Raw genomic sequence first — 25,948 nt, forward strand, 5'->3', positions numbered from 1 at the left:
GTTCGCATAAAACAGGCGGCAGGTGAGAGTTACCGGGCGCGCTCCACGCGCTTCTCATCCCAGACGGGTTCTTCGGATTCGTAGACCTTTCCATCGGACCCAAAGATCATGAACCGGTCAAAGGACTTGGCGAACCAGCGGTCGTGCGTGACCGCAAGGACGGTGCCTTCGAAAGAGTCGATGGCACGCTCCAAGGCCTCACCGGAGTGCAGGTCAAGGTTGTCGGTGGGCTCGTCCAGCAACAACAGGGTGGCGCCGGAAAGCTGCAGAAGCAGAATCTGGAAGCGTGCCTGTTGGCCACCGGACAAGGATTCGTACTTCTGCTCAGACTGGCCAGCCAAGCCGTACGAATCCAGGGCGCCGGCCGCGGCCTCGCGGGCGAGTCCGGAGCGGTGCTCGTCACCACGGTGCAGGATCTCCAGCAATGTGCGCCCCAGGAGATCCGGACGAACATGTGTCTGTGCAAAGAATACGGGGCGGATGCGGGCGCCCAGCTTCACGGTTCCTTCGTGCGGCACTTCCGCAATCACGACGTCGGACACCGGCAGGTGCTCACGCTCCGGATCGGTGCCGCCGGTGGCAAGGAGCCGCAGGAAGTGGCTCTTGCCGGAACCGTTGGAGCCGAGCACGCCCACACGGTCACCGAACCAGATCTCCGTGGAAAACGGCTTCATGAGTCCGGTCAGTTCGAGCTTCTCAGCTACTACGGCACGCTTGGCCGTTCGCCCACCTTTGAGGCGCATCTTGACGTTCTGCTCGATCGGCAAGGCCTCGGGGGGCCCGGCTTCCAGGAACTTTGCGAGGCGGGTTTGCGCAGCTTGGTATCGGTTGGCCATGTCGGAGCGGAAAGCGGCCTTGTTCTTGTACATGTTGACGAGTTCTTTGAGCTTCACGTGCTCCTCGTCCCAGCGTTTGCGGAGTTCCTCGAACCGGGCGTTACGGTCCGCACGTGCCTCCACGTAGGATCCGAAACCGCCGCCATGGATCCACGCCGAGGCACCGTTGATGCCCGGCTCGAGCGTCACGATGCGACCTGCCGCATTATTCAGCAGTTCACGGTCGTGGCTGATGAACAGCACGGTCTTCTTGGACTCATTGAGCTTGCCCTCCAGCCAACGCTTGCCGGGCACATCCAAGTAGTTGTCCGGTTCGTCGAGGAGCAGCAGCTCATCCGGGCCGGCAAACAGGGCTTCGAGCACCAAACGCTTCTGCTCGCCACCCGAGAGCGTCGAGGCGCGGCGGAACTGCGCCTTGTCGAAGGAAATCCCCAACGCAGCCATGCACACTTCATCCCAGACGGTCTCTACGTCGTACCCACCGGCATCTCCCCAGTCCACTATCGCCTGGGCGTACTTCATCTGGGTGGGCTCGTCGTCGTGCTCCATCATGGCCATCTCGGCGTCCTCAACCGCCTTGGCAGCAGCTGCGAGGCCAGCCTGGGCAGTGGAGACGAGGAGGTCGCGAACTGTTGATTCGTCACGGACCTGGCCCACGAACTGCCGCATGATTCCCATGTTGCCTGAGCGGCCCACAACACCTTCGTCCGGCGTGAGGTCGCCGGAGATTATCTTGAACAGCGTCGTCTTGCCGGTTCCGTTGGGTCCGATCAGGGCAGTCTTGGTGCCGTCGGGGACCTTGAAGGTCACCCCGTTGAGCAGCTGGGTGCCGTCGGAGAGGAAGTAGTCGATGCCGGAAACGTCAATATGGGCCACGTTTCAATCCTCCCACGGCACGGTATTAACGCTCGACGGCGACAGTGGGCAATGCTCGACGACGGCAGTTGGGCGGGTCGGGCCACCCGGCTAGGGCTTCCGCCGGGCAAACTCCGGCGCACGCTCGGGGCGCGGACCGAAGGCGATCATCCGAGCGGGCAGCTTCCCAAACCCCGGGAAATTCCGCGCAACAAAGAGCAACGGTTTGGGAGGTTTCGGCTGCTTACCCGCCATGACCTGCGCGAACACCACACGATGCAGCACCCTCTGGAAGGACTGGATCACGACCGTGGGAAGCCAACGCCGCTTCTGGACGGCGGCGAGGTGGCCGTCGTCGAGCGTTTCCCTCAGCAACGGCGCGGCGAGCACACGCGCGGCTGCCACAGCGTCCTGCACCGCGAGGTTGATGCCCACACCGCCGGCGGGCGACATCGCATGGGCGGCATCCCCAATCAGCAACAACCCAGGCTTGTGCCACCGGGACAGCCTGTTGAGTTTTACGTCCAGGAGGTGGAGGTCGTCCATGGAGGCAATGGTGTCCACACGGTCCGCAAGGTCCGGTCGCAAACTGGCTATCTTAGTCCGGAAAGCCTCCACGCCTTCAGCCCTCAACTGAGGATCCGAGCCCTTGGCCGCCAAGTACGCTATCTGGTGATAATCCTTGCGGGTCAGGGTCAGCAGGACAGCTGAACTGCCAAAGCGCGGCGCAATGGAGGCCACCGGTTGGTCCTCGCTTGCGGTACGCGGGAGCCGGAACCACCAGGTATCAAACGGCACCGGAAATTCGCGGGGGACCAGTCCGGCCTTCTTCCGGAGAATCGAGCCGCGGCCATCACAGGCCACCGTCAAAGGAGCCCGTAGTTCGCCGCTCGCCACAACAGAACCAGTCCGCGGATCACGGGTTCCGTACGTCACTCCGACCACAGTGCCCGAAGCGTCAGTCAGCAGGTCCGTCGCCTCCGTATTCATCAACAGCCTAAAGGTGGGTTCCTGCCGGGCCGCTTCCACCAGGAAGTTCAGAAAATCCCATTGCGGGACCATGGCCACGTAGTTGTAGGGGTCCTTAAGTCGTTCGAAATCCGCGAGGACCACGGAATCACCGGATCCTGCGGGTAGCCGGAAATTGCCCAGTCTACTTTGGGGGAGGGCCCGAAAGCCCTCACCGAGCCCCAGCTCGTCCAAGAGCCGGATCGTCGAGGCGTGCACCGTATCGCCCCTGAAATCACGCAGGAAATCGGCGTGTTTCTCAAGCACAGTCACCTTCACGCCGGCGCGGGCAAGCAGCAGTCCCAGCACGATTCCGGCCGGCCCTCCGCCCGCCACCACACACTGGGTTTCTGCTGCCATGATCAGCCTCCTGTTCAGCCCGCCGCGGTCAGGAACGACTTCAACAACGGCCCGCTGGTGGTGGCACCCAGCCCGCCGTCTTCAACAAAAACTGAGACGGCCAGGTCCCCGTGAGTCGCCACGATCCAGGCGTGGGTCTTGGGCGGGTTGTCGTTGCCGAATTCCGCGGTTCCGGTCTTTGCTCCCACGGGCGCGCCGGGCACTTCGGCCAGGAACCCAGCGTGCCCGGACGTGACCACGGCGCGCATCATGTCGGCCAGGGACGCGGCCTCTTCCTTGGTAATCGGCTGGGTGGATGCCGGTGCAGCGCTTGCCGCAGCGGAAGCGGACGTCGTCGGGGCGGAGCCGCCTTCCGTGGGGGCAGGAGTGGCGCCGGGGTCCTGCGCGGCGTCGGCATTCAGCACGAGCTGAGGTGAAACCGGGGCCCCGTTGGCGACGGAAGCGGCCATAACAGCGGCCGAAAGTGGCGAGAAGAGGACCTTGCCCTGGCCGATCATGGAGGCGGCGTGCTCGGTTCCTTCTGCAGCCCCGGGCACCGAGCCAAGGAAGGCATCCGCGCCCAGCTTGGGAGCTTCAACGGCCACGCCCAAAGCCTGTGCAGCCGATTCAAGTTGACCTTGGCTGACGGTTTCCCGGGCGTTGATGAACGCAGTGTTGCAGGAGTGCGCAAACGCGTCCCTGAGGGCGACCGAGCCCAATGATGTTTCGGGGTAGCCCTCAGCGTTCTTGAAGGTGCGGCCGTCGACAACCAGCGTTGAGGGGCACTCCACCTTGGAATCCGGGGTGGCACCATTCCGGAACATCGCCAGCGAATCAACCATCTTGAAGGTGGATCCGGGTGCGTACTGTCCCAGGAGCGCAGTGTTGTAGCCGTTGCTGCCCGGACCGGAGGCCGCGGCAAGAACGGCTCCTGTGGAGGGCCTGATGGCCACGATGGCGGAAGCCGGTTCGATTCCTGCCAACGTTGCTTCAGCCAACTGCTGAAGCTTCAGGTCCAGGGTGGTCTTGAGAGAAGTGCCCGGTGCAGGAAGGGACGAGAAGAACACCTTGGTGCCGGGGGTCTCGCCGTCGGTCTTCTCAGCCGGGGTGGCCACCACTTCCACGCCATCCTTGCCGCGCAACAGGGAGTCGTACTTTTGCTGCAGGCCGCCCGTCCCCGTGGTGTCTCCGGCGCGCAGTGCGCCATTGGATTTCTCGATCTGCTCTGCGTTGGCTTGGCCTACGCTCCCCAACAGGGCGCGGGCAAAGGTGCGTGTGGGTGCCAGCGCCATGGAGTCCAGGATGCTGACGCCCCCGGGTATCGCCTCGATTTTGGCCTCGGTAATGTCTGCTGTGTACGCACGGAGGACGAGGCCCTCCACGAAAGCCTGTGGCCCGGAGGCAGCAACCTGCTTGGCGTACTCTTCGGCATCCAGGCCGAGCAGCGCCGCCATGGCACGGGCCGATGCGTCGGCCTGCTCAGCAGGAACCTTGGTCTTGTCGATGCCCACCCGGAAAACCGGGCGGTCCTCAACAATCGGAGCGTCCCCAGCGCCAAGGATCTGCCCGCGCTGGGCGGCAACGGTCTTGACCGACAACGTCTCGCCATCGGAGAGTTGCGGCGCCAGCAGGGCCGGGCTCCACTGAACCGCCCATTTGTCGCCGGACTTCTTCAGCGTGGCATCGGAGGTGTACTCCCATTGTGCCGAGCCAATGTTCCAACTGTAGTTAAGGGGGAAAGTTGCGGTGTCACCTTCGAGCTTGACGTCGCCGGAAGCAACCGAGGGCTTAGCGCCCAAGCCCTCAAAGACGGCTTTAAGTTCATCGTTGGCCGTGGCAGAGTCCTTGCCCTCTACGGCGAGCGAGCCGACGTCGAGCGCCGCCAACGAGGACGCGAGCTGCTTGGCTGCTCCCTCAGCGCCGGCGCGGCCATCGTCACAGGCCGTCAATGAACCAACCATCACGAGCGTTGCGAGACCAAGGACAAGACCCTGCTGCATTTTCAGTTTCCCCATTTGGCACATTATGCCCCGTTCCCCTGACAGTTTCTTGTTGTGCCCGGGAAGCGGACAGCCGCCGCCTGCCAGCCCTGGAAAGAGCGGCAAGCGACGGCTGCCTGGAACATCCAACTACGGAGCACAGGTGAACTTGGCATCACCCCAGACACCGTGCGCACCGTTGACGGAGCCGGACGGGTCCACCACGAGTTCCACGTACGCCACTCCTGTAAGGTCAACAGACACCGATTCCGGAGCGAATCCGGGAGTGTAGGTGCGCGACTGGTACTTGTTCACGCCGTCGGCATTGACCTTGAAGATGATGTTGCCACCGAAGCCGCTCTCGAGCCCCACCTGCGAGGTAAACGAGGTGCACTTGCCGCCAAGGTAATACGTGATCTTCGAGGCAGCGTGGACCCCAAGACCCTTGGTGAACACGGGCTGCTGCCCGGTTGCGGGGTCGGTGTAGTTGATGGCCAGCGGCTTGTCCGGGGAGGATGCCGAGTCCTTGTTGGCCACGTTCTTGCCGATCACGCCGTAACCGTTCAAGGCCTGCACCCACGGGGTTTCGGAGGCGTAAACGGAGCCCACCGGAACAGCCGGCAAGGGCTGTGTGGTCACCTTCCAGTCGAAGAACTTCACCCGGGTGTCTGTCGGCAACGTGACAGATGCCAGCTCTTTGGTGGGGTTCAAGCGGACGGTATTGGAGAACGCCTGATACTTGTACTGCGTGTACTCCGGCGAGGGACCGTTGGCGTTGTTGCGACCCTGTTCGGACACTGCCAGGACAGCCCCGTTGAGGACCGACGGCTGCAGCCAGTTGGGGAAGAAGATGGATTGCTTTTCCATGCTCCCATCGGCATATTTCAGGGTCAGAGTTGGGCTGGTGCCGTTGCCCACCGCGGCGGATCCGAGGACGGCCAAGTGCGTTCCCTTGCCCTTGACGGCGATCGTCTGTGCGGACAGCGCCACCGAGTTGGGGACGTCCGGTCCGACTGCGGGCCAGGTGTAGTCGACCTGCGTCGGCTTTCCGGCATCCACCGTTACTGTGCTCCCCGGACGGACGCCACCCGCAGGAACCGTCGCGGCCGCCAGCTGCTCGGCAGCGAAGGTGGCCCCGCCGCCGTCGAAGTTTCCGAGCGCCTTGCCCGCAACGGTGGTGACCGAAACGGTGTTGTACGCGGCGGCAAGCGATCCGTACGCGACGTAGATTTGGTTGCCGCCCGTCACCGTTTGCGTGCTGGAGTCAGAAGCAGCGTACGACGCCGACACCCGCACGGTCTGTTGGCCCGCCTTGGCGCTGGAGCCGGGTTTGATGACGAACGTTGCCGTGGTTGTCGCGCCACCTTCGACCTTGGCGGCAGTGGCACCGGAGGAAGAGACCACGGTCCAACCTTCCGGGAGCACCGGCGTCAGGACCACATTGGTCTTGGCCTTGGTTCCGGTGTTCACGAACGCCGCCGTGACAGTGGTTTCCTGATCCTGGAAGACCTGTTCGCCGGTGGTCACCCGGACCTCAGCGGCACTGTCTTCCTGGCTCTTGCCGCCCAATGGTCCGGCCTGCTGGAGTTGCACGGTGGCCGACTGGTTGGAGGCAAGTGAGCCCGTCTTTACCCAGATGATGCCGTTGTTGGCTTCATCGAAGTACCAGCCTGTGGTTGCTGCAGCATAGGCGGCCTGGGTGGAGTGTTGGGCAAGCTTGGTGCCGCCGATCTTCACATCCTTGGGTGCTGCGCCCGCGTGGACCTTGAGCTCGTACGGGCGGGCCGCTGCCTTGCCGGTGTAGTCTCCCTTCCGCTCTCCGATGGAGACCTTCACGCTGCTGTTGCCCGTACCCGGAGCGTCCACGGTGAAGACCTGGCTGGAGGATTTCCCATCCTTGAATTCGCGGGTGACCTTGTCGTCTTCGTAGAGGGTAAACGTGTCCTGGCCCTTGGCGTAGACATCCAAAGTGATCATGGAATCTTCGGGAACCAAGGATGCATTACGGGCCACGATGCCTTGCGGGATCACCGCTCCTGCACGAACGAAGACCGGAAGCCTATCCAGCGGCGCGTTGTAGCCGTTGAGGATCTGGCCGCCCTGGTAGAGCTTGCCCGTCCAATAATCCACCCACTGCTGGCCTTCGGGAAGGAAGATTCCGTTGCGGACATCGGTCTGGGTAAAGACCGGAGCCACCAGGAAATCGGAGCCGAGCATGAACTGGTTGTTGGCCTCGGCTCCGTAGGACCACTGCTGGTCAGGGAACTCGAGGGCCATGGAGCGCATCATCGAAACGCCGGTGGTGGAGGATTCCTGGGCCAGCGTGTAGATGAAGGGCATCAACTGCTGGCGGAGCTGCAGGTACTGGCGGTTGATGGCCGTGGCCTCGTCGCCGTAGAGCCATGGACGCTTGTCCGTAGCGGCCCAGCCGGACATGGAATAGAGCGCGGGGGCAAAAGCCTTCCACTGAAGGTCACGCACATAGGACTCTGCGGATCCGCCAAAGATGCCGTCAACGTCGCCCGTGGTGAACGCCAGACCCGAGTTGCCGGCGCCGGTGAGGGCGGAGACCTGCCAGCGGACGGCGTCGAGGTTTCCTGAATGGTCACCCGTCCACTGCATGCCGCAACGCTGGGAGCCGGCCCAGCCCTCAACCATCAGCGAGGTGCCGCGGGCGTTGGAGTACTGCTCGATTCCGCCATGCGCAGCTTCGCACCCGGTGAGCGCTTGGCGGTAGCCTTGGCCCACCCAGGCGACATCGAGCTTCCGGAGCCGAACCCCGGCTTCGCCCACTTCGTATTCCTGGTTGGTCAGGGAACGCTGGGTCCACAGGCCAACTTTGAGATCTGTTTCTTCCTCGATGTTGCTGACGGTTTCCGGGAGCTGCTGGTACTCGCAGCCGTAGCCGTCGTTGACCAGCATCCAGCCGGCGGGCATGTCGTTCTCAACGAACTTCCGCGCAGTCTTGATGGCGTCCGGGGTGCGCTGCTTGGCGCCGTCGGGATCGCCGTAGCCAGAGGAGGAATAGCCGGGATTGGACCGGTTGTAGCAGTCAGCATCGCCGTATTCCAGAGCGTAGACCGGAGGCATCATCGGCTTGCCGGTCAGCGTGGTGTACGCACCCAACGACTGCTTGTAGTCGCCCACGAAGTAGTAGGCGTCAAATCGCCTTTCCTCATGCGTGGTGGTGGGCTGGCCGCCGAAGTTGTAGGAGCCGCGGGCAAAGGTGTCACGCAGGACGCCATAGCCGTTGGAGGACATGTAGTACGGCACGGCGTTGGGGTAGCCGTCGTCGTCCCAGTCGAAGTTCTTGGCGATGTTGATCAGGGCGCCGGTGTGCACGGAACGGCCGTTCTGCATACCGCCACCGATGAACTGCTCCCCATCCTGCTGGGCGAGGTGCTGGGTGGCGGAGTTGGAGCCGAAGGTGATGGGTGCGGATTCTTCAAGGACCAGTGAGCCGTCAGCCCGGACAACGCGGAGTTGGGTGGTGGCTTTGTTGATCCCGACGCTGATCTTTGCGGTCTTCAGGACCAGCCAATCACCGTCAGTGACAGCAGGCGTGACGCCTGGGAACTTGTCTTTGCCCACCACGATGTTGGCGGTCCTGGCCGGGTCGCCTTGGTCCGTGTTGGCAGGGTCCGTGAACGTCCCACTGGGGTCAGCTTCCAAGCGGAAGTTGCCGTCGTCCAGGAACGTGACGCGAATGGCGCCCTTCTCGGTGGAAAGGTCTACGACGTTGCCGGCTTGGGTAAAGCCCGTCACCGCGCCGAGAGGTACTCCGGCGGCGTCGACTGGTACTTCGGGAGTGACGGATTTGATGGCAGCGGGATCGCCGGGAGCGGCATTGGCAGCAGTGGCGAAGGACAGTGCGGGAATGGCTCCCGCGAGGAGTAACGATGCGAGGCCGAGTGCAGCGGCCTTCCTGGTTAGCGAACCTTTGGTGGTGCGTCCGGAGCTGTTGGGGACAGCTCCGGACAGACCCAAGGAGGGTGCGGACATGTGGGGCCAACTTTCGACGAGTGACTTTTTGTGATCTAACTCATAGCGAAACGTGCACTAATCGTCACTGCAAAAAGCCCAAAGGTCAACCGTTTCACCAAAATTGCCCACCCAACCAGGTCAGGGAGGGCCCGGCAGAGCGGCGGGACTCAGTGCCCGCGGATGATCCTGCGCTGCGTCGCAACGGCGATGGCAGCCGTGCGGTTATCCACCCCGAGCTTGGAGTAGATGTGCACCAAATGTGTCTTCACAGTGGCCTCGGAAATGAAGAGTTGCTTGGCCATAGCCCTGTTGCTCATGCCGGTCGCCAGCAGTTCCAGTAATTGGACTTCCCTGCCGCTGAGCGCCGGCGACGGGTTCCGGATACGCCCCATGAGCCGCGCCGCAACCTCCGGTGCCAGCGCGGTCTGCCCGGCAGCCGCGGACAGGACGGCCTGCCGGATCTGCTCCGGCGGGGCATCCTTCAGCATGTAACCGCTGGCGCCGGCTTCCACCGCGGCCAGGATGTCCGCGTCGGTGTCGTAAGTCGTCAGAATCAGAACGGGAGGCGGGGGACTCCCGGCCTCACCCGCCTTGATCTTCTCCGTAGCCGTCACGCCATCCATGCCGCTGCCCATCTGCAGGTCCATGAGCACCAGGTCCACAGGCTCTCCGAGGGTGTTGAGCTTGCTGAGTTCCACCAGGGCAGCATCACCGTCGGATGCCTCCGCAACCACCGTCACTCCCGGGAAGTCCGCCAGCATGGCGCGGAGGCCGGCCCTGACCACGGGATGGTCGTCCACCAAGAGGATGCGGATGTCACTCATGAAACACCTTCGTCTGCCGGAAGCGGCACCCGAACGGCCACTACAGTCCCCTCGCCAGGCGCCGACTCAATTTCCAGTCTGCCGTTCAGCGCGGCCAGTCTCTCGCGCAAACTTTGAAGCCCGACGCCGGTGCCGTCGCCACGCACTGTACCGGCCGCCGTCGACGGTTCGAAACCTTTGCCGTCGTCGAAAACGTCCAAGGTCACCTCAGCGCCAAGAAAGGACAGAGTCACGACGGCGGCACGTGCGTGGGCGTGTGCCCACACGTTCGCGAGGGAAGCCTGGGCGGCCCGGAGCAGGGTGGTCTGGTAGGTGTTGGGCAGCTCCACAGGCGTACCCACCAGCTCGAAGCGGCAGCGCAACGCCGTACCCCGGGCAGCGGCCTCGGTCTCGGTCTTGTCGCAGAGCCGGCGCAGGGTGTCCACCAGGCCGGACTGCTCCAGATCGGGCGACCGCAGGCCGCGGACAAAACTCCGTGCTTCGGCAAGGTTGGTGGACGCTGTGTCCTGGACAATCCTCAACCGTTCCTTGGCTGCCTGCGGATCCCCGTCATCAAGGGCTTTCTCCGCGGACCTGCCCATCAGGATGATGCTGGAAAATCCCTGGGCCAGGGTGTCGTGTATTTCGCGGGCCAGCCGTTCACGTTCAGCAAGCATGCCGGCGTCGTGCTGGGTTTGCGCGAGTTCAGCGCGTGTACGGCGAAGGTCGTCGGCAACAGTGCGCTGGTTCTCGGCTTCCAGGAACAACGCACGGTACGCCAGCCCGGTAACCACGGCGAAGCCAGCCCCGAACACCGGCCCCAGAACCATCGCCAGCTGCAGGCCACCGTCAACCGACCCCCGGCTATGGAACCACAATGCTCCGATCAGCAGGATGGTGCTGAGCGCAATCGCCGGGAGTGCCAGCCGCCGGGGGAGAAGGTGGAGTTGGACGAAGAACAGGGGAAAGGCTACCCAGGCGAAGTCACCGCTGACCAAAAGGAGCAGCAGCCACAGGATCATCACAGCGCCTAGCCACCACCGCGCATACGGCGTGGGGTCGAAGCGGGAGGCATCGCTGGCGTAGCGCTTCTCAAGGATTGTGCCAGCCAGATACACCGCGGCCAGTAGTGCCGAGAGTCCCAGACCCGCTGCCATGGCCACGGGTGTTGGAGGCGACCCGGCAACTCCTACACCTGTCAGCAAACGTACGACCGCCACCAGCAGCAGCACCGCGAAGCCGACGTGCAGGCACACCCGCAGCACGCGGAGGATGGTGGCGGCGCCGGTGGACTGCATGCCTCCCAGCGTATCCCCGGCGATGTGCGAACCGGGCCGGATTCCGTGTCCCCGCAGCTGAATCAACCATTTGGATGATCGCCCTTTCAACCCCTTGGCGTGAACGAATCCATCCGGTTCCCGATGTCTCCGCGAGGCATCGCGGGAAAGGTTGATTGTGCCGGGACCAAGCCCGCACAGAACCGAAGGAATCCGATGTTTCTCGCCATCCGCGACATCCGTTTCGCCAAGGGCCGCTTCGCGCTCATGGGCAGCGTGGTCGCGCTGATCACCTTACTGCTCGTCATGCTTTCCGGGCTGACGGCAGGCCTGGGTAACCAATCAACGTCGGCCATTGCCGCGCTGCCCGTGCAGCAGATCGTGTTCGGCGCTCCTGCCGGAGGTGAGCCCAAGGCCTCATATACGGAGTCGGAAGTCTCCAGCCAGCAGCTCGAGGCTTGGCGGGAACAGCCGGGCGTTACGTCGGTGCAGGCACTGGGAATCAGCCAGACGCGGTTCCAGTCACTTGGTGATGGCGGCACACCGAGCGGAACGGCGAACGTCGCAGTTTTCGGCGGCTCTGTGGCTCCCTCAGCAGTGGAGGACGGAACGGTTGTGATCGGTGAATCCTTGGCAAAGGACCTGTCGCTGCAGGCCGGAAGCCGGGTCCGGGTTGGCGGAAAAGATCTCACCGTCTCGGCGGTTGTTGAGGACCAGTGGTATTCACACACTGGAGTGGTCTGGACGACGCTGGAAACCTGGAGGTCCGTCGCACACGCGACGCCAGGCACTGCCACAATCCTGGCGGTAACGCACGACGCCGGAACCTCCTTGGACATCGATGCCGCCAATGCGGCGGCCGGCACAGTGAGCGCGGATCCCGTTGGGTCCTTCCAGGCGTTGGCCTCATACAAGAGTGAGAACGGATCACTCATGCTGATGCAGGCATTTCTCTATGGGATCTCCGCGTTGGTGATTGTGGCATTCCTGACCGTCTGGACCGTGCAACGTACCCGCGATATTGCCGTGCTCAAGGCGCTGGGTGCGTCCTCAGGCTACGTGTTGCGGGATGCGTTGGCGCAGGCAGCTTTGGTACTGCTGGCCGGAGCAGCCGTGGGCGGCTCGTTGGGACTTGCCGGCGGATTGCTCGCGGCCCAGGCCGCGCCGTTCCTCATCACTCCCTTGACCACGCTGGTACCCATTGCCGGAATCGTCATCCTTGGCCTGGGCGGTGCCGTCCTCGCAGTCCGCAAAGTCACCAAGGTCGATCCTTTGCTTGCCCTCGGCGGCAACTAAAACATACCCCGAAAGGCATACATCGTGACTACAGCATTGAACCTCGTCAACGTCTCCCTCGAATACCCTGATGGCGGCTCAACCCTCAAAGCACTCGACGCCGTCAACCTCAGCGTTCGCAGGGGTGAATTTCTCTCCTTGGTAGGTCCTTCAGGATCCGGCAAGTCCTCGCTGCTCGCCGTCGCCGCTACTCTCGTGACACCCACCGCCGGGCTGGTCGTCATCGATGGGCAGGACGTCTCCGCCCTCAAGGAGGCCGACCGCACGGCGCTTCGCCGGGACAAGGTGGGCATCATCTTCCAGCAACCAAACCTGCTTCCCTCGCTGACCGCCGTCGAGCAATTGCTGATCCGCGAGCACTTGCGGGGCAATCCGCTGAAAGAAGCCCGCCGCACGGCCGAGGGGCTGCTGGACGTTGTGGGCCTGTCCACAGCGGCACACAAAAGGCCCCATCAGTTGTCAGGGGGACAGCGTCAGCGGGTGAACATTGCCCGGGCGCTCATGGGCAACCCCACCGTCCTGCTGGTGGATGAACCAACTGCTGCATTGGATCACGAGCGCAGCGAATCCATCGTCCGGCTGCTGCGACGGGTGACGGATGAGTTCTCCACGGCCACTGTCATGGTCACCCACGACACGGAGTTCCTGCCCCTCACCGACGCCGTCGCCACCATGCGCGACGGGCGAATCAGCCCCGCACTGGTCCCCGCCGCGCAGCCCAAGTAAGTAGCAGTTGATCAGTTGGGTGAACGGAGGAGGGCCTCGTCCTGGGCGTCGTCATAGGCGTCGCGGGCTTCGAGGATGGTGGGCACATGGGTCTCGGCCCAATGGCGCAACATCGTCAGCGGGGGCAGCAGGGACTCGCCCAAGGCCGTCAGTTCGTAGTCAACCCGAGGCGGTACCTGCGCGTAGACGGTCCGCGTAATGAGGCCGTCGCGCTCCAAGGCGCGCAGGGTTTGCGTCAAGACCTTTGGAGTCACGACGTTCACCATTTTGCGCAGTTCCGAAAAACGGACCGGCCCGTCGCCAAGCACTTGAATCACCAATGAGGCCCACTTATCGCCGATGCGCTGGAAAACCACCCGCGACGGACAGTTGGGATCCAGGACATTGCCGGCCAGGTCTTTAGTATCCATCAGGTAACCCAGTTCCTTTGAAGCTATCAGTATCCGGTGGATACCGTCGTGTCATTGCAAGGATACCAACCCCAAGGAGAGCTATGAAAATCGCAGTCTACGGCGCAACGGGCATGGTCGGCAGCCAGATTGTCAATGAGTCCATCACCCGCGGCCATGAGGTGACAGCCATATCCCGCAAGGGCGCAGAGGTTCCCGGCGCCGCCGCCCAGGCGGCGGATCTGGCTGACGGCCAGGCATTCGCCTCCATCGCAAAAGAGCACGACGTCGTCGTGCTGGCTACGGGTCCCAGCCGCACCGGCGGCGACCATGGCGAATGGCTCGATGCCATGGCTACCGCCTACAGCAACGCCGAAGGAACGCGACTCATGATCGTCGGCGGTGCCGGCACCCTGGAAATCGATGGTGTCCGCCTGCTCGATTCCCCGGACTTCCCGGAGGCCTACAAAGCTGAGGCGACCACCGCAGCCAAGGCCCTCGAAGCCGTCAAGCAGACCCCGGAATCCGTTGACTGGACCGTCCTTGCCCCCGCTCCGGTCATTCAGCCGGGCGAACGCACCGGCGAGTACACCGTGGCCAAGGATTCCCCTGCCGGCAACAGCATCTCTTCACAGGACTACGCCGTAGCCATGCTGGACGAGATCGAAACCCCGGCCCACCGGCGCGCCCGTTTCACGGCCGCCAACTAACCCAAGCTAAAGCCCCAGGCCCAGCCCGGGTACGCGCGCACCAAAGATGTCTTTGAGGGCATGTTTCGCTGCGTGGTACCCGGGCATTCCTGTCACACCGGGCCCGGGCGGTGTGGACGACGAACACAGATATACACCCGGCATCGGTGTCCTCCACGGCACGTTGGACACCACGGGCCGCTGCACCAAGCCGCGCAGGTCCAGGAGTCCGGCACTGAAGTCGCCCCCAACATAGTTCTCGTTGTACGCAGCCAATTCCGCCGCCGTCGTGGTTTGTGAAGCGACCACGACGTCCCGGAAACCGGGGGCGTACTTCTCAATCCGCGCCGTCACGGCCTCAGCCATGTCCACCGTGGAATGGGCAGGCACATGGCAGTATGACCAGAGAACCTGGCGGCCCTCCGGTGCCCGGGTGGGGTCTATTACCGATGGCTGGGACACCAGGACGTACGGCTCGGTGGGATGCTTGCCCAGATCCACCAGGTTCTCGGATTCGGCCATGGCAAGCCGCGAACCACCCACATGGACGGTTCCTGCCTTCGCCAATCCGGGATCCAGCCAAGGAACGGGTCCCGACAGAATGAAATCCACTTTGCAGGCCGCATTCCCGAATCGGAATGTTTCAAGTGCACGCCGGTAGCGGTCGGGGACTTCAGTTCCGCCGAGCCTGGCCAAGGTGGGCGGAGCGACGTCCAGCAGGATGGCCTTCGCGGGCCGGACTTGATCCAGCGAGTCCACGCGTTCACCCACGTGGATTGTCCCGCCGTGGTCCGTCAGGTCGTCTGCCATGGCCCTCGCGATGGACATCGAACCTCCGACGGGAATGGCCCAGCCTTCCGCGTGGGCCAGCACGCTGAGGAGGAGGCCGGCGCCGGTGGAACTGAGGGACGGCTGCGAACCGAGGGCGTGCGACATGACTCCCGTCAACAGCGCAGGAGCCGCATCTTCCCGGAAACGGCGGCTCCAGAGTGGCGTCCCCTGGTCAAGGGTGGCAAGCCCGAACAGGGCAGCCGCCAAGGGGTCCTTCGGCATACGCAACAGCTGGTTGGAGGTAAAGTCCACCACTCCGTTGACACGATCCACCAGAGGCCCCAGAAGCCGTCGGTACGCCGCACCGTCCACGCCCAGTTCCAGGACCGTCCGTTCCAGCGACTGGTACGCCAGCGCCGCGCCGCCTGTGTCCAGGGGAGTGCCGTGCTGGACTTCCGGAACCCGTAGGTCTATCCGCCGGGAAAGCTCGAAAGCGCGGAAGAACGGTGACGCCAGGGCCATGGGATGGACAGCGGAGCAGACATCGTAGAGGTAGCCCGGTTCCAGGAGTTCACTGGTACGCGAGCCACCGCCGATTGCCTCCGCGGCCTCGTAAAGGCGAACATCCAGGCCGGCGCGCGCCATGACCACTGCGGCGGCCAGACCGTTGGGACCGGCTCCGACGACGGCGACATCACCCATGGCCGGTTACCTCCGCTCGCTGGACTGCTGGGATTCGACGGCTCGGTGGGCAGCGCTCCACGGCAACAAGGACCGCGACGGCCGGAAAAGGTCTATCCGGAGCCAATCCGGGGCCCCGTTAAAGGGCCCTCCATGGGGATCGTCCTCACCGTGGATGCGCAAAGGGTCCTGTGCGGGATCCCAAATATCCATGACCACCCGTGCCATAAGGTAGGCGGTCACCGTCATGTGCAGGCCGACTGCCAGCACGTAGTAGGACATATCGATGTTGTGCTGGACGGAGCCGCCACTGGTCGCCTGGCCCAGGTACATCCAAATTGCAGCCCAATGCAGCCCCTCGGCTGCCTGCCAGATGAGGAAGTCGCGCCAACGCGGCCGGGCCAGAGCCAGGAGCGGGATGAGCCAGATGACAAATTGTGGTGAGTACACCTTGTTGGTGAGGATGAACGCAGCAACTATGAGGAACACGAGCTGGGCGATCCGGGGGCGCCGCGGCGCACACAACGCCAGGGCCCCAATAAGTGCACACGCCAGGATGAACAGGTACAGCGCCAGCGAATTGATGGTGGCCGCATTCATTTGCGTCCACTGGACCCGGTCGGCCACCAGGTTGTAAGCAAACCACGGAGAGCTGTACCCGGCCGGGCGTTCCTGGGTGAACTCAAAGAAGTAGCGCCAGCCGGAGGGATTCATGGCGGCGATCGGCAGGTTAACTGCGAGCCACGAAGCCAAGGCGGCACCGGCGGTGACGAAGAAGGCCCGCAGCTTGCCGCTGCGCAGTGCCAGGACCAGTACAGCGCCAAGGATCAGGACGGGGTAAAGCTTGGTGGCCGTGCCCAGTCCAATGAACACCCCGGCAAGCAACAGTTTGTCCCGTGAGAAGAAGTACATTCCCAGGGCCAGCAGCCCCACGGCCCACATATCCCAGTTGATGAAGCCGGCAAGGATGATCCCGGGCGCGACGGCTACCATGGCGGCGTCCCACGGGCGACGCTTGTTGATTCGTGCCGTCAGCAGCACGGTGATCATCCAGACGGCCACGATCAATGTCGCGTTGATATCGAAATAGCCCAGGATGCGTTCGCTGCCCACCCCCTGGCCAGGGACCATCAACGCCGTGATACCGGCGATGATTCCCATGAGGACGGGGTACTCGAACAGGCTGCCCTGGGTGAAGAAGGGGAAGATGCCATCGCCGAGGCCGCGGTTCTTGAAGAGCTCAGGGAAGTCGGAGTAGCAGGTGGCGTAGAACTGCCCGGGCGTTTGCCACCCATTAACGCGGCAGTACTCCTTGGCGAGAACTGCCAGTATCGCGGCCACCACGGTCAGGACGATGAGGACCCGTTCAACGGTGTACGGCCCGGAGGAGAGCTGTCCCGGAGACGAGTGCTTCCCCAAGGGCCCGCCAATGAGCTCCGTGAAGTTCCGAAGCAGGGAGTCGCTGCGGCTGGGAACCACAAAGCGGGCACGTTTTTGCTGCCGGTGCGGCTTCGTCTCCTGCATGGATCGAGCTTACAGTCACGCCTTGGCTGCAGCATCACACGCAGCCAACATCATCCCGAACCAGCGCCGTTAAAGCCGTTAAAAGGGGGGAGCCCACGCGTAGCCGCGTGGGCTCCTTGAGGTTCAGCATGAAGGTGTGGCACCTGAACTCCTTAGTGGCGGTTGCAGGGCATCAACGGATGAGTCCCATCTGGTGCAGGACAACGTAGACGTCTTCACGGCGCTGGTCCAGCAGTTGGCCGTTGAACAGCGTGCGGTCCTTGGGAGCATTGGTGCTCTTGAAGAAGCGCATGTCTTCCGGGCGTTTTCGCATGGTTCACCTCCTTCCAAGGTAAATCATCGGAATTTAGGCACAGCAATTAGAGCCTTATGAACTCAATGAATTCATGGCAAGAAAAGGGCATAAACAGCCGAGGCTAATAAGGGGATAAAAGCGGACCGAATCAGGAAAACCCGAATCGTCGTGCACAATTGCGCGTGCTTCCGGCAGTCGACCCAACAAGAAGCTGGTTCCGAACTTTGGGGAAACTGCGCACCCGCGGCATGCTGCGTGGGTCCGCGCCTACAACTGACTACTCAGAAGGCCAACCACAGAGAGTGGCCGACCACGAAACTCCGCCGGCGTCAGGGCCGGTCCGGATTGTTCAGGAGTGGGTCAGAGAGCAAAAATGGCGTCGATCATCAGCGGAGGCCGGGGTAGCAGTGACGGTCAACTTCCGTCCGCTAGTCAAAGTAATCATTTTTCCCAACCTCCTTTTCTGGCTGATAACCAGCCTGCTGTGGCATTGTTCCGGCTGACTGAACCGGAGAATGCGCGCCTGGTTCCCGGCGGGTCGCTCTGGGAACAAGATATAAGCTACCCCATGAACCGGGGATTTGACCAGCACAAATGGCTAATTCGCCAAAAGTTTTCTAAATTCGTGTTCTAGAGGCCCCAACGCACAATTGCCGGCGTCCGCTTATCCCACCCGAGAGTGCAGACTTTTGCAGTTCCGAGAATGAAGTGCCGGCCTTCGCGGGCATCCATTTCCAGCCATCGCGCGGTGAGGATCCTGGAGAAATGCCCGTGTGCCACCACCAGGACATTGTCCATTCCGGATTCCAGGACGCGTCCAATGATCTTGTCTGCCCGGGCGGCTACTTCGTCCAGGGTTTCACCGTTGGGCACGCCATCGGTCCAGATGAGGTAGTCCGGGTTGTCCTTGCGGATGAGGTCGGAGCTGATGCCTTCGTAGTCGCCGTAGTTCCATTCGACCGCAAGGGGCTCGTGCACGGCTTCCGGGTAGCCGGCCAGTTCCGCCGTGCGACGGGCACGGCGCAGCGGCGAGGTCAGGACGAGGTCGAAGTCGATGCCCTCCAGGACCTTGCGGGCCTCCACAGCCTGCTGCTCACCCTCAACAGTGAGGGGAAGGTCCGTCAGGCCGGTGTACTGGCCGCTCTTGGACCATTCCGTCTCGCCGTGGCGAAGGATCCAAAGTTGCGGACGTGGGGAAGTCGCAGCGTTCATGAAGGCTCCTCAGTTTCGGTCAAAGGCTCGACGACGGCGGACTCGGGTTGCGCTTCCCACCAAGCCAAAAGCTTCTGCTCGGCTTCCTCGGGGGACAGTGGTCCGTGTTCCATACGTTCTTCGAGAAGGAACTTGTAGGCCCTCCCCACCACGGGACCGGGCTTGAGCCCCAGGAGTGCCATGATCTGCGCTCCATCAAGGTCGGGCCGCACAGCCGCCAGCGACTCCTGCTCCAAGAGCGTCGTGATGCGTTGCTCAAGGTCATCGTAGGCGAAGGACAGGCGGTCGGCCTTGCGCTGGTTACGCGTGGTGACGTCGGAACGTGTGAGGCGGTGCAGGCGCTCCAACAGGGGACCGGCGTCGGTCACGTACCGGCGGACCGCGGAATCGCTCCAGCCCGCGTCGCCGTAGCCGTAGAAGCGCATGTGGAGTTCCACCAGGCGGGACACTGCTTTGATCGACTCGTTGTCAAAACGCAGTGCCTTCATTCTCTTCGCCGTCAGCTTGGACCCCACAACATCGTGATGACGGAAGCTGACCGCACCGCCCGGTTCAAAACGACGCGTCGCCGGCTTGCCGACGTCGTGCATCAGCGCAGCGAACCTCAGCACGAAGTCCGGGCCGGGCACTGGACCGTCAGGTCCCGTTTCCAAGGCAGCGGCCTGCTCCAGTACCTGCAGGGAGTGCTGGTACACGTCCTTATGGCGGTGGTGTTCGTCGGCTTCGAGCCTCAGGGCTGACACCTCCGGAAGCACGAACTCTGCGAGCCCTGTGTCCACCAGGAGGTCGATGCCTACACGCGGGTGCGCTCCGTTGATGAGCTTGACCAGCTCTTCACGGACGCGCTCGGCGGAGATGATCTTGATACGGTCGGCCATTTGTGACATCGCCAGACGGACGTCGTCGTGGACCGACACGCCCAGCTGGGACGCGAAACGTGCCGCACGCATCATGCGCAGGGGATCGTCGGAGAAGGATGCCTCGGGCGCACCGGGTGTGGCGAGCTCGGAGGCGTGGAGGTCGCGGACACCGCCAAACGGGTCCACGAGTTCCAGGCTGGGCAACCGCAGTGCCATGGCATTGATGGTGAAGTCGCGCCGCAGCAGGTCATCGGTCAGGGAGTTGCCGAACGCCACCACCGGCTTGCGTGAATCGGGGTCGTAAGCCTCCGCGCGGTAGGTGGTGATCTCGATCTGGAAGCCGCTCTTCTTCATCCCGATGGTGCCGAAGGCGCGTCCGATTTCCCAGAAGTTGTCTGCCCACTTCTTGATGACGGCGATTGTCTGGTCCGGCGTGGCATCGGTGGTGAAGTCGAGGTCCGGGGATGTCCTCCCCAGGAAGAGGTCGCGCACAGGTCCACCCACCAGGGACAGCTCAAAGCCGGCATCGACAAAGCGCTGCCCGAGGTCGAGCACCACCGGATCGATGGTGAAGTTAACTGAAGAGCTGTCCAATACGTGCGCCATAGTTCCTTAAGCTTGGCAGATTTTTGCTCGGCATTGGGCCACTGTTCCATGCGAAATCAGGCATGTGTCCGCGGAGCATCTCCTGCAGTCCATCTTGTGGCCATGTCCCGGTCATCACTCGAGGGCAAGAGTCGTTAGAGTGGACCTCATGGCCAACCCGATCCCGAGCGCTCCTGGCAGGAGGACAAACGCACCGTTGCCGTCGGCAATCGGCGCGCACGTCGCGCCTGCCCAGCAGCACCCGGTCCAGGCCTCCCTTCCCACTGTGGAGGAAGTGTCAGCGGGCGGTGTTGTAGTAGACACGTCCGATGGCGAACTCCGGGTTGCGATTATTGCCCGCCTTAATAGGGGTGGCCGGCTGGAGTGGTGCCTGCCGAAGGGCCACCCTGAAGGCCGCGAGAACAATGAGGAAGCTGCTGTCCGTGAGATTGCCGAGGAAACCGGCATCGAAGGCAGCATCCTGGCGCCCTTGGGCAGCATCGACTACTGGTTCACTGTGAGCGGCCACCGGGTTCACAAAACAGTGCACCATTTCCTGCTCCGGGCAACGGGTGGCGAACTGACCATCGAGAATGATCCCGATCAGGAAGCCGTGGACGCTGCGTGGGTTCCCATCCAGGAACTGGCACGCAAACTGTCCTTCCCTAACGAACGCCGCATCGCCGACCTGGCACGGGAAGTGCTGCCGGAACACCTCTGAGCCCGGTACGTGGGACGATAAAGGCGATGTCTGAAGCCAAAACCACCCAGTCCGTTCAGTCCGGAGAAGCCCGTTCCAGCGCCATCATGGCTGCAGGGACGCTGGTTTCCCGGTTCCTTGGCTTCGCCAAAACATGGATGCTGGGCGCAGCACTCGGCCTGGGTTCCACGGTCAATGACACCTTTATCAACGCCAACAACCTGCCCAACCTGATCTTCCTGTTGGTTGCCGGCGGCGTTTTCAATGCCGTCCTGGTTCCGCAAATCATCAAAGCCAGCAAGGCCCCGGACCGCGGCGCGGACTACATCAGCCGCCTCCTGACCCTGGCGGTACTGGTCCTTTTGGCGTTGACGGCGTTGGTCACCCTCGCGGCGCCGCTGGTCATTGACCTCACCACCCAGGGCTACTCCGAGCAGCAAAAGGCCCTCGCAGTCACGTTCGCGTTCTGGTGCCTGCCTCAGATCTTCTTCTACGGGCTCTACGCCCTCCTCACCCAGGTGCTGAACGCCCATGGAGCATTCGGGCCCGCAATGTGGGCCCCCATCCTTAATAACCTGGTGGCCATTGCCGGCTTGGGCATGTTCATCTGGATCCTTGGCGAGAACGTTTATAACCCCCACACTCTGGACAATTGGGGGCCCACCCAGACGCTCCTGATTGCCGGTTTCTCTACTTTCGGCGTAGTCGCGCAGACGGCTATCCTGCTCATTCCCGTCTTCCGGTTGCGCCTGGGCCTGCGGCCTCGTTTCGGCTGGCGCGGCGTTGGACTGGGCCAGGCAGCCAAGCTGAGCGTCTGGACGCTGGCGACGGCCGCCGTCGGGCAGTTGGCCTTCCTTTACGTCATGAGGATCGCCACCATTCCCGGTGCTGAGCGCCTTCGGTTGGACAATGCAGGGGACAAGGCCGCCGCGGCTGTCCTGCCCGGTAACGCCGTCCTGGAAGTCGCGAGCCAGCTGTATCTGCTGCCGCACTCGATCATCGCTTTGTCCTTGGCCACCGTCCTCTTTAACCGCATGACACGCGCTTCGCAGGACGGCAACAAAGCCGAACTCCGCGACGCCCTTTCCCACGGCCTCCGCACTATGGCCGTTGCTACGGTTTTCGGTGCCCTGGCGCTGTTCGCCTTGGCTGGTCCGCTGGGCATGTTCTTCTCCGGTGGCGAGCCGCAGGACGGTGTCATGCTGGCCCAAACACTCACCATCCTCGCCCTGAGCACCCCGTTCCTCAGCGCGAATTTCATGATGTCCCGCGTCTTCTACGCCAATGAGGACGCCCGCACACCCCTGTACGTCCAGCTGTGGCTGGCCGTGATCTACGTGGTGGGCGCGTTCTTCATCCAGTTCCTCCCTGTCGGGCAGATCATTTACGCGATCGCCATCCTGTACACATTGGGCAACATTCTGTCCGTGGTGATCAGCGTTATGTTCCTGCGCCGGATGCTGGGGCACCTCGACGGCCCGCGCATCGCCAATTCGTACATCCGCATGGGCTACGCCGGCCTCGGTTCCGCGCTTGCGGGCGCCGGCGCCCTGTGGCTGCTCGGCAGCTACCGTGCCGACGGTTTTGCGTGGAGCAGCCGCCCGGCCGCCCTGGTGACGGTGGCCGTCGTCGGGCCCGTCATGCTGCTCGCCTACCTGGTCCTGCTCCGCGTCTTCCATGTCACCGAACTCCGCGACCTCATGCGGCCGCTCATGGGACGCTTCGGACGCGGCGCCCCCGCGCCGGTGACCGGCGCCGTTGCGGAACCCACGACGGCGGCACGCGCCACTGTTTCGGACGATACCGGTTTGATTCCGCGCATCTCGGGAGAGTTCGACGCCGCGTCCTACCGTGCAGGCCCAGCTGTGGAACGCATTGCTGCCCAGCCCACCCCTGACGTTCCGGACGCCCCCAAAACCTACCTTCCGGAAGAGGACGCCCCGAGCACAGCCCGGGGCAGCAGGTTCCGCCCACAGGTGCCGTTGCCAGGCCGACGCACCTACCAAGGCGATGCCGGGCGCAATCCCTACTTCCCAACCCGCGGAAACCACCGGAAGTGAGCCGGTGGCGCCAACGTGGGCGCAGGGCATCAATCGGCTAGGCTAGAAAATGAATACAGGTAGTTGCAAAAGCGGTTGAACCGGCTCGCCGGGCCGGCCGCGTGCAGGGCCCGCAACTCCCGGACAGCCTAGGAGGAACACGTGTCCCACCCGATCGACGTCGGATCAGTACTTGGCGGCCGCTACAAGGTCACAGCCAATGTGTTGACCTCGCATGACCAAGATCAGGTGCTCGACGGCGTGGACCAGGTCCTCAACCGTCCCGTGAGCATCCTTGTCGCCGGCCCCGGAAACGCTGAGCAGGTTGCCCAGAGCGCCCGTGAAGTCGCCACGGGGGAACGCCCCGGCCATGTCCAGATCCTGGACCTCGGCGTCAGCGACAACACCACCTACCTCATCACCAACCACAGCAGCGCTCCCGATTTGCTGGACCTGGTGGTCGCGACCAACCCGCCGTACATCGAGCCGTTCTTCACTGAGACGCTCGGAAGCGAGATCTTCGGCCAGCCACGGACCTATGAGCCTGAGACCTACGACGGCTTGTACGAAGACGACGAACACGACGCCGAGTACATCCAGTACGACGAAAACGGCTACCCGATTCACCGTGAGGGCGATGCCGATCCTGCTGCCGCTCCCCAGGGCAGCAACGTGCCTCCGAGACCAGCTTCCAGCCCGTCATCATCCAAGAGCGGCATCGCCGGCAAACTGGCTGCTGCCGCCGCCGGCGCTGGTGCCGCCGGTTTGGCCGCGTGGAAGAACTCGGGATCCAAGAACCACGACGCCGGTGCTGCCGCCGACAGTGGTGCTGTCGCCGGCAATAGTGCCACTGACTCCGGCTCCGGTGCCGCTGCTTCAAGCGCTTCTTCATCGGGTGCTGCGGGGTCGGGTGCATCGGCTCAGCCGCCAACGCAGGCCGTGACATCACAGCCAACACCTCCTCAGGCTCCGCCGGCAGCCCCGGCGCAACCGCCAACACAGCCGCGAACACAGGCAGTCAATGCCCAGCCGGCACCAACGCGTGAACCGGTCGAACCCAAGGTTTCGTTGTGGTCCGAAGAGGACTACGGCTTTGCTGGAGGTGCTGCCGCTGGCGGCGCCGCGGCTGGTACCGCAGCCGCTGCACGAGGCACCGCAGACTCCTCTTACGACCGTGCCCCCAGCAGCTTCCCGGCGTCGGCCGCTGTGCAGGAAGACTACGACGACGAGGAAGTGTACGAGGACGACGCTCCGGAGAAGGAGCCACGTTCCCTCCGTTGGCTCGTCGGTGGGTTGCTTGCTGCTGTGTTGATCGTGGGACTTGTCCTTGCCGTCACCAACCTGGGCAGCCTCCTTCCCAGCGGTGCCCCTGCGGCCACGCAGAGCACCTCTGCACCTCAAACCAGCAGCACGCAGCAATCCGAGGAGCCAACTCCTACGGAGACGGCGCCACCGGCCACACCGCCTGCCATCGAGGGCATTTCCCGTCTCGGTGACTTCCCCTTCGCGGCCACGTACGACAAAGACCTCGCCAGGGCCTTCGACGGCAACGCGGCAAGCTACTGGTCAGACATGGAATTCGCCACAGCCGACTGGGGTGGACTCGTCACCAACATGCCGCTGGTGATCGAGCTCAAGGAAAAGACTGAGGTTAAGTCCATCGTGCTGAACCAGTTGGGTGGATCCGGCGGCAGCATCAGCGTTTACACCAACGACCGCCCTGCCATGGACGGAGCCAAGCTGGTAGGCACCAACAGCTTCACGTCCCCGGAGCTGACCATGCCCTTGGCGGCGCCGACGCAGACCCAGTACGTCATTGTGGACATCAAGGCCTTGCCCAAGCTGGCTGCACCGAAGACCCGTTTCGGATTCGGCCTGCGTTTGGCAGAGGTCACGGTCCAGTAGCCCCACCCAACCAAGTAGTAGTAGAGGCCGTTGTGACTCGTCAGAACGGCCTCTACTTTCATCCGTAGTGGCGTCACCGCTTATTATCGGCATGCGCGCAGACGGTACCCTTAACAATGGTGGCTTTCAGGGTCCCCATCCCCAACGGAATATTTGGGGTGCAACCGGGGTTGAGTCAGGTGGCTGCCCCGAAAGCCGCAGCATCGACTAAGGAAGAGGTTCACGCCACGTGAGCATTGCAGAAAACAGCGCATCGCAGGTGCGTGACGTCATCATCGTAGGTTCAGGCCCCGCCGGCTACACAGCCGCTGTTTACACCGCCCGTGCCAACATGAAGCCTCTGCTCATTGCCGGTTCCGTCACCGCTGGTGGCGAACTCATGAACACCACAGACGTGGAAAACTACCCGGGCTTCCCCGACGGCATCATGGGCCCGGACCTTATGGAGAACTTCGAAAAGCAGGCCGCGCGTTTCGGTACCGAAATCCAGTTCGAGGACGTCACCGAATTGGACCTCGACGGCGACATCAAGACCGTGACTATCGGTACGGGTGAGACCTTCCAGGCGAAGGCCATCATCCTGTCCACCGGTTCGGCCTACCGCGAGCTCGGCTTGGCGAACGAAAAGCGCCTCTCAGGCCACGGCGTTAGCTGGTGTGCAACCTGCGATGGTTTCTTCTTCAAGGATCAGGACATCGCTGTAATCGGTGGTGGCGACTCGGCCATGGAGGAAGCACTGTTCCTCACCAAATTCGCAAAGTCTGTCACGGTGGTCCACCGACGCGACACACTCAAGGCTTCGAAGATCATGGGCGATCGCGCTCAGGCCCACGAGAAGATCAATTTCGTGTGGAACACCGCGGTGGAGGACGTTCTGGGTGAAGACAAGGTCACTGGTCTGAAACTGAAGAACCTTGTGGATGGCACCGAATCCGAGCTCGCCGTCACCGGAGTCTTCGTCGCTATCGGCAACGATCCCCGCACGGACCTCATCAAGGGCAAAGTTGATCTGACCCCCGAGGGAACCATCGCCGTGGAAGGCCGCAGCTCCCGGACCAACATCAAGGGTGTCTTCGCCGCGGGCGACGTCATCGACCCCACCTACCGCCAGGCCATCACGGCTTCGGGCTCCGGTTGTGTAGCGGCCCTCGATGTTGAGCACTACCTCGCAGACTTGCACTCCTAAGCTGCAACC

20 protein-coding genes are annotated in these 25,948 nt (G+C 63.1%); 8 read left to right on the forward strand and 12 right to left on the reverse strand.

The features are described 5' to 3' along the window. Nucleotides 1–29: 29 nt before the first annotated feature. From ABQM86_RS21970 to ABQM86_RS21995, 6 genes are all read right to left on the reverse strand, one after another. On the reverse strand, nt 30–1,712 hold the full coding sequence (locus ABQM86_RS21970) for an ABC-F family ATP-binding cassette domain-containing protein (protein ID WP_369745583.1): 1,683 nt from the start codon (nt 1,710–1,712) through the stop codon (nt 30–32). Between the two features lie 90 nt (nt 1,713–1,802). Beyond that, entirely contained in the window at nt 1,803–3,059 is a 1,257-nt protein-coding gene (locus tag ABQM86_RS21975; RefSeq protein ID WP_369745584.1) for an FAD-dependent oxidoreductase, read from the reverse strand. Between the two features lie 14 nt (nt 3,060–3,073). Further along, complete coding sequence (locus tag ABQM86_RS21980; protein ID WP_369745585.1) at nt 3,074–5,053, reverse strand: penicillin-binding transpeptidase domain-containing protein; 1,980 nt, start codon at nt 5,051–5,053, stop codon at nt 3,074–3,076. Between the two features lie 114 nt (nt 5,054–5,167). Then, nucleotides 5,168–9,019: an NPCBM/NEW2 domain-containing protein gene (locus tag ABQM86_RS21985; RefSeq protein WP_369745586.1), complete on the reverse strand. Its 3,852-nt coding sequence runs from the start codon at nt 9,017–9,019 to the stop codon at nt 5,168–5,170. Nucleotides 9,020–9,168: 149 nt separating this feature from the next. Then, the gene (locus tag ABQM86_RS21990) at nt 9,169–9,825 is read right to left on the reverse strand and encodes a response regulator (protein WP_369745587.1); all 657 of its coding nucleotides are present in this window, start codon (nt 9,823–9,825) and stop codon (nt 9,169–9,171) included. Next, nucleotides 9,822–11,102, reverse strand: coding sequence for a sensor histidine kinase (locus ABQM86_RS21995; RefSeq protein ID WP_369745588.1), 1,281 nt, complete (start codon nt 11,100–11,102; stop codon nt 9,822–9,824). The genes ABQM86_RS21990 and ABQM86_RS21995 overlap by 4 nt, the downstream gene beginning before the upstream one ends. 195 nt (nt 11,103–11,297) lie before the next feature. Here ABQM86_RS21995 and ABQM86_RS22000 point away from each other — a divergent pair, with 195 nt between their 5' ends. Then, the gene (locus ABQM86_RS22000; protein ID WP_369745589.1) at nt 11,298–12,377 is read left to right on the forward strand and encodes an ABC transporter permease; all 1,080 of its coding nucleotides are present in this window, start codon (nt 11,298–11,300) and stop codon (nt 12,375–12,377) included. A gap of 24 nt (nt 12,378–12,401) precedes the next feature. Continuing rightward, the gene (locus tag ABQM86_RS22005; protein ID WP_207595569.1) at nt 12,402–13,103 is read left to right on the forward strand and encodes an ABC transporter ATP-binding protein; all 702 of its coding nucleotides are present in this window, start codon (nt 12,402–12,404) and stop codon (nt 13,101–13,103) included. An 11-nt stretch (nt 13,104–13,114) separates the two neighbouring features. Here the strand turns inward: ABQM86_RS22005 and ABQM86_RS22010 are convergent, their stop codons facing one another. Further along, nucleotides 13,115–13,513, reverse strand: a complete 399-nt coding sequence (locus ABQM86_RS22010) for a helix-turn-helix domain-containing protein (RefSeq protein WP_207595570.1) — start codon at nt 13,511–13,513, stop codon at nt 13,115–13,117. Nucleotides 13,514–13,596: 83 nt separating this feature from the next. Here ABQM86_RS22010 and ABQM86_RS22015 point away from each other — a divergent pair, with 83 nt between their 5' ends. After that, nucleotides 13,597–14,202, forward strand: coding sequence for an NAD(P)-dependent oxidoreductase (locus ABQM86_RS22015; RefSeq protein WP_207595571.1), 606 nt, complete (start codon nt 13,597–13,599; stop codon nt 14,200–14,202). Between the two features lie 6 nt (nt 14,203–14,208). On the opposite strand, the gene ABQM86_RS22020 is transcribed toward ABQM86_RS22015, so the two are convergent. From ABQM86_RS22020 to ABQM86_RS22030, 3 genes are all read right to left on the reverse strand, one after another. Beyond that, nucleotides 14,209–15,654, reverse strand: a complete 1,446-nt coding sequence (locus ABQM86_RS22020; RefSeq protein WP_369745590.1) for a phytoene desaturase family protein — start codon at nt 15,652–15,654, stop codon at nt 14,209–14,211. Between the two features lie 6 nt (nt 15,655–15,660). After that, nucleotides 15,661–17,157 (reverse strand): glycosyltransferase family 87 protein, encoded by a 1,497-nt coding sequence (locus tag ABQM86_RS22025; protein ID WP_280625189.1) that lies wholly within the window; start codon nt 17,155–17,157, stop codon nt 15,661–15,663. A gap of 172 nt (nt 17,158–17,329) precedes the next feature. Beyond that, nucleotides 17,330–17,470, reverse strand: coding sequence for a hypothetical protein (locus tag ABQM86_RS22030; protein ID WP_181151794.1), 141 nt, complete (start codon nt 17,468–17,470; stop codon nt 17,330–17,332). A gap of 355 nt (nt 17,471–17,825) precedes the next feature. Between ABQM86_RS22030 and ABQM86_RS22035 the strand changes: the two genes are divergently transcribed. Continuing rightward, a complete protein-coding gene (locus tag ABQM86_RS22035; RefSeq protein WP_369745591.1) occupies nt 17,826–18,086 on the forward strand; it encodes a hypothetical protein in 261 nt (86 codons plus the stop codon). On the opposite strand, the gene ABQM86_RS22040 is transcribed toward ABQM86_RS22035, so the two are convergent. Both ABQM86_RS22040 and ABQM86_RS22045 read right to left on the reverse strand, forming a co-directional pair. Then, entirely contained in the window at nt 18,083–18,664 is a 582-nt protein-coding gene (locus ABQM86_RS22040) for a histidine phosphatase family protein (RefSeq protein ID WP_089597061.1), read from the reverse strand. The genes ABQM86_RS22035 and ABQM86_RS22040 overlap by 4 nt on opposite strands. After that, nucleotides 18,661–20,130, reverse strand: a complete 1,470-nt coding sequence (locus ABQM86_RS22045; protein WP_207595575.1) for a CCA tRNA nucleotidyltransferase — start codon at nt 20,128–20,130, stop codon at nt 18,661–18,663. Before ABQM86_RS22045 ends, ABQM86_RS22040 begins: the two co-directional genes overlap by 4 nt. A 196-nt stretch (nt 20,131–20,326) precedes the next feature. On the opposite strand from ABQM86_RS22045, the gene ABQM86_RS22050 reads away from it, so the two are divergent. The 4 genes from ABQM86_RS22050 to trxB all read left to right on the forward strand — a co-directional run bounded on the left by ABQM86_RS22050 (nt 20,327) and on the right by trxB (nt 25,939). Next, nucleotides 20,327–20,830 carry an NUDIX hydrolase gene (locus ABQM86_RS22050; RefSeq protein WP_026005276.1) on the forward strand — a complete coding sequence of 168 codons (504 nt, stop codon included), beginning with the start codon at nt 20,327–20,329 and terminating at the stop codon, nt 20,828–20,830. Between the two features lie 26 nt (nt 20,831–20,856). Further along, the gene (gene murJ / locus ABQM86_RS22055; protein ID WP_369745592.1) at nt 20,857–22,869 is read left to right on the forward strand and encodes a murein biosynthesis integral membrane protein MurJ; all 2,013 of its coding nucleotides are present in this window, start codon (nt 20,857–20,859) and stop codon (nt 22,867–22,869) included. Between the two features lie 141 nt (nt 22,870–23,010). After that, nucleotides 23,011–24,753: an ABC transporter substrate-binding protein gene (locus ABQM86_RS22060; RefSeq protein WP_369745593.1), complete on the forward strand. Its 1,743-nt coding sequence runs from the start codon at nt 23,011–23,013 to the stop codon at nt 24,751–24,753. 229 nt (nt 24,754–24,982) lie between these two features. Then, nucleotides 24,983–25,939 carry a thioredoxin-disulfide reductase gene (gene trxB / locus ABQM86_RS22065; protein WP_207595578.1) on the forward strand — a complete coding sequence of 319 codons (957 nt, stop codon included), beginning with the start codon at nt 24,983–24,985 and terminating at the stop codon, nt 25,937–25,939. The last annotated feature ends 9 nt before the right edge of the window (nt 25,940–25,948 follow it).

The sequence above is a fragment of the Paenarthrobacter sp. AMU7 genome (genome assembly GCF_041200195.1).
GTDB lineage: Bacteria > Actinomycetota > Actinomycetes > Actinomycetales > Micrococcaceae > Arthrobacter.

Bases quoted from the DNA above. Each gene is read 5' to 3' on its own strand.
- ABQM86_RS21975 (WP_369745584.1), bottom strand. From the start codon at position 3,059: ATGGCAGCAGAAACCCAGTGTGTGGTGGCGGGCGGAGGGCCGGCCGGA.
- ABQM86_RS21980 (WP_369745585.1), bottom strand. From the start codon at position 5,053: ATGGGGAAACTGAAAATGCAGCAGGGTCTTGTCCTTGGTCTCGCAACG.
- ABQM86_RS21985 (WP_369745586.1), bottom strand. From the start codon at position 9,019: ATGTCCGCACCCTCCTTGGGTCTGTCCGGAGCTGTCCCCAACAGCTCC.
- ABQM86_RS21990 (WP_369745587.1), bottom strand. From the start codon at position 9,825: ATGAGTGACATCCGCATCCTCTTGGTGGACGACCATCCCGTGGTCAGG.
- ABQM86_RS21995 (WP_369745588.1), bottom strand. From the start codon at position 11,102: ATGCAGTCCACCGGCGCCGCCACCATCCTCCGCGTGCTGCGGGTGTGC.
- ABQM86_RS22000 (WP_369745589.1), top strand. From the start codon at position 11,298: ATGTTTCTCGCCATCCGCGACATCCGTTTCGCCAAGGGCCGCTTCGCG.
- ABQM86_RS22010 (WP_207595570.1), bottom strand. From the start codon at position 13,513: ATGGATACTAAAGACCTGGCCGGCAATGTCCTGGATCCCAACTGTCCG.
- ABQM86_RS22015 (WP_207595571.1), top strand. From the start codon at position 13,597: ATGAAAATCGCAGTCTACGGCGCAACGGGCATGGTCGGCAGCCAGATT.
- ABQM86_RS22020 (WP_369745590.1), bottom strand. From the start codon at position 15,654: ATGGGTGATGTCGCCGTCGTCGGAGCCGGTCCCAACGGTCTGGCCGCC.
- ABQM86_RS22025 (WP_280625189.1), bottom strand. From the start codon at position 17,157: ATGCAGGAGACGAAGCCGCACCGGCAGCAAAAACGTGCCCGCTTTGTG.
- ABQM86_RS22030 (WP_181151794.1), bottom strand. From the start codon at position 17,470: ATGCGAAAACGCCCGGAAGACATGCGCTTCTTCAAGAGCACCAATGCT.
- ABQM86_RS22035 (WP_369745591.1), top strand. From the start codon at position 17,826: ATGGCGTCGATCATCAGCGGAGGCCGGGGTAGCAGTGACGGTCAACTT.
- ABQM86_RS22040 (WP_089597061.1), bottom strand. From the start codon at position 18,664: ATGAACGCTGCGACTTCCCCACGTCCGCAACTTTGGATCCTTCGCCAC.
- ABQM86_RS22045 (WP_207595575.1), bottom strand. From the start codon at position 20,130: ATGGCGCACGTATTGGACAGCTCTTCAGTTAACTTCACCATCGATCCG.
- murJ (WP_369745592.1), top strand. From the start codon at position 20,857: ATGTCTGAAGCCAAAACCACCCAGTCCGTTCAGTCCGGAGAAGCCCGT.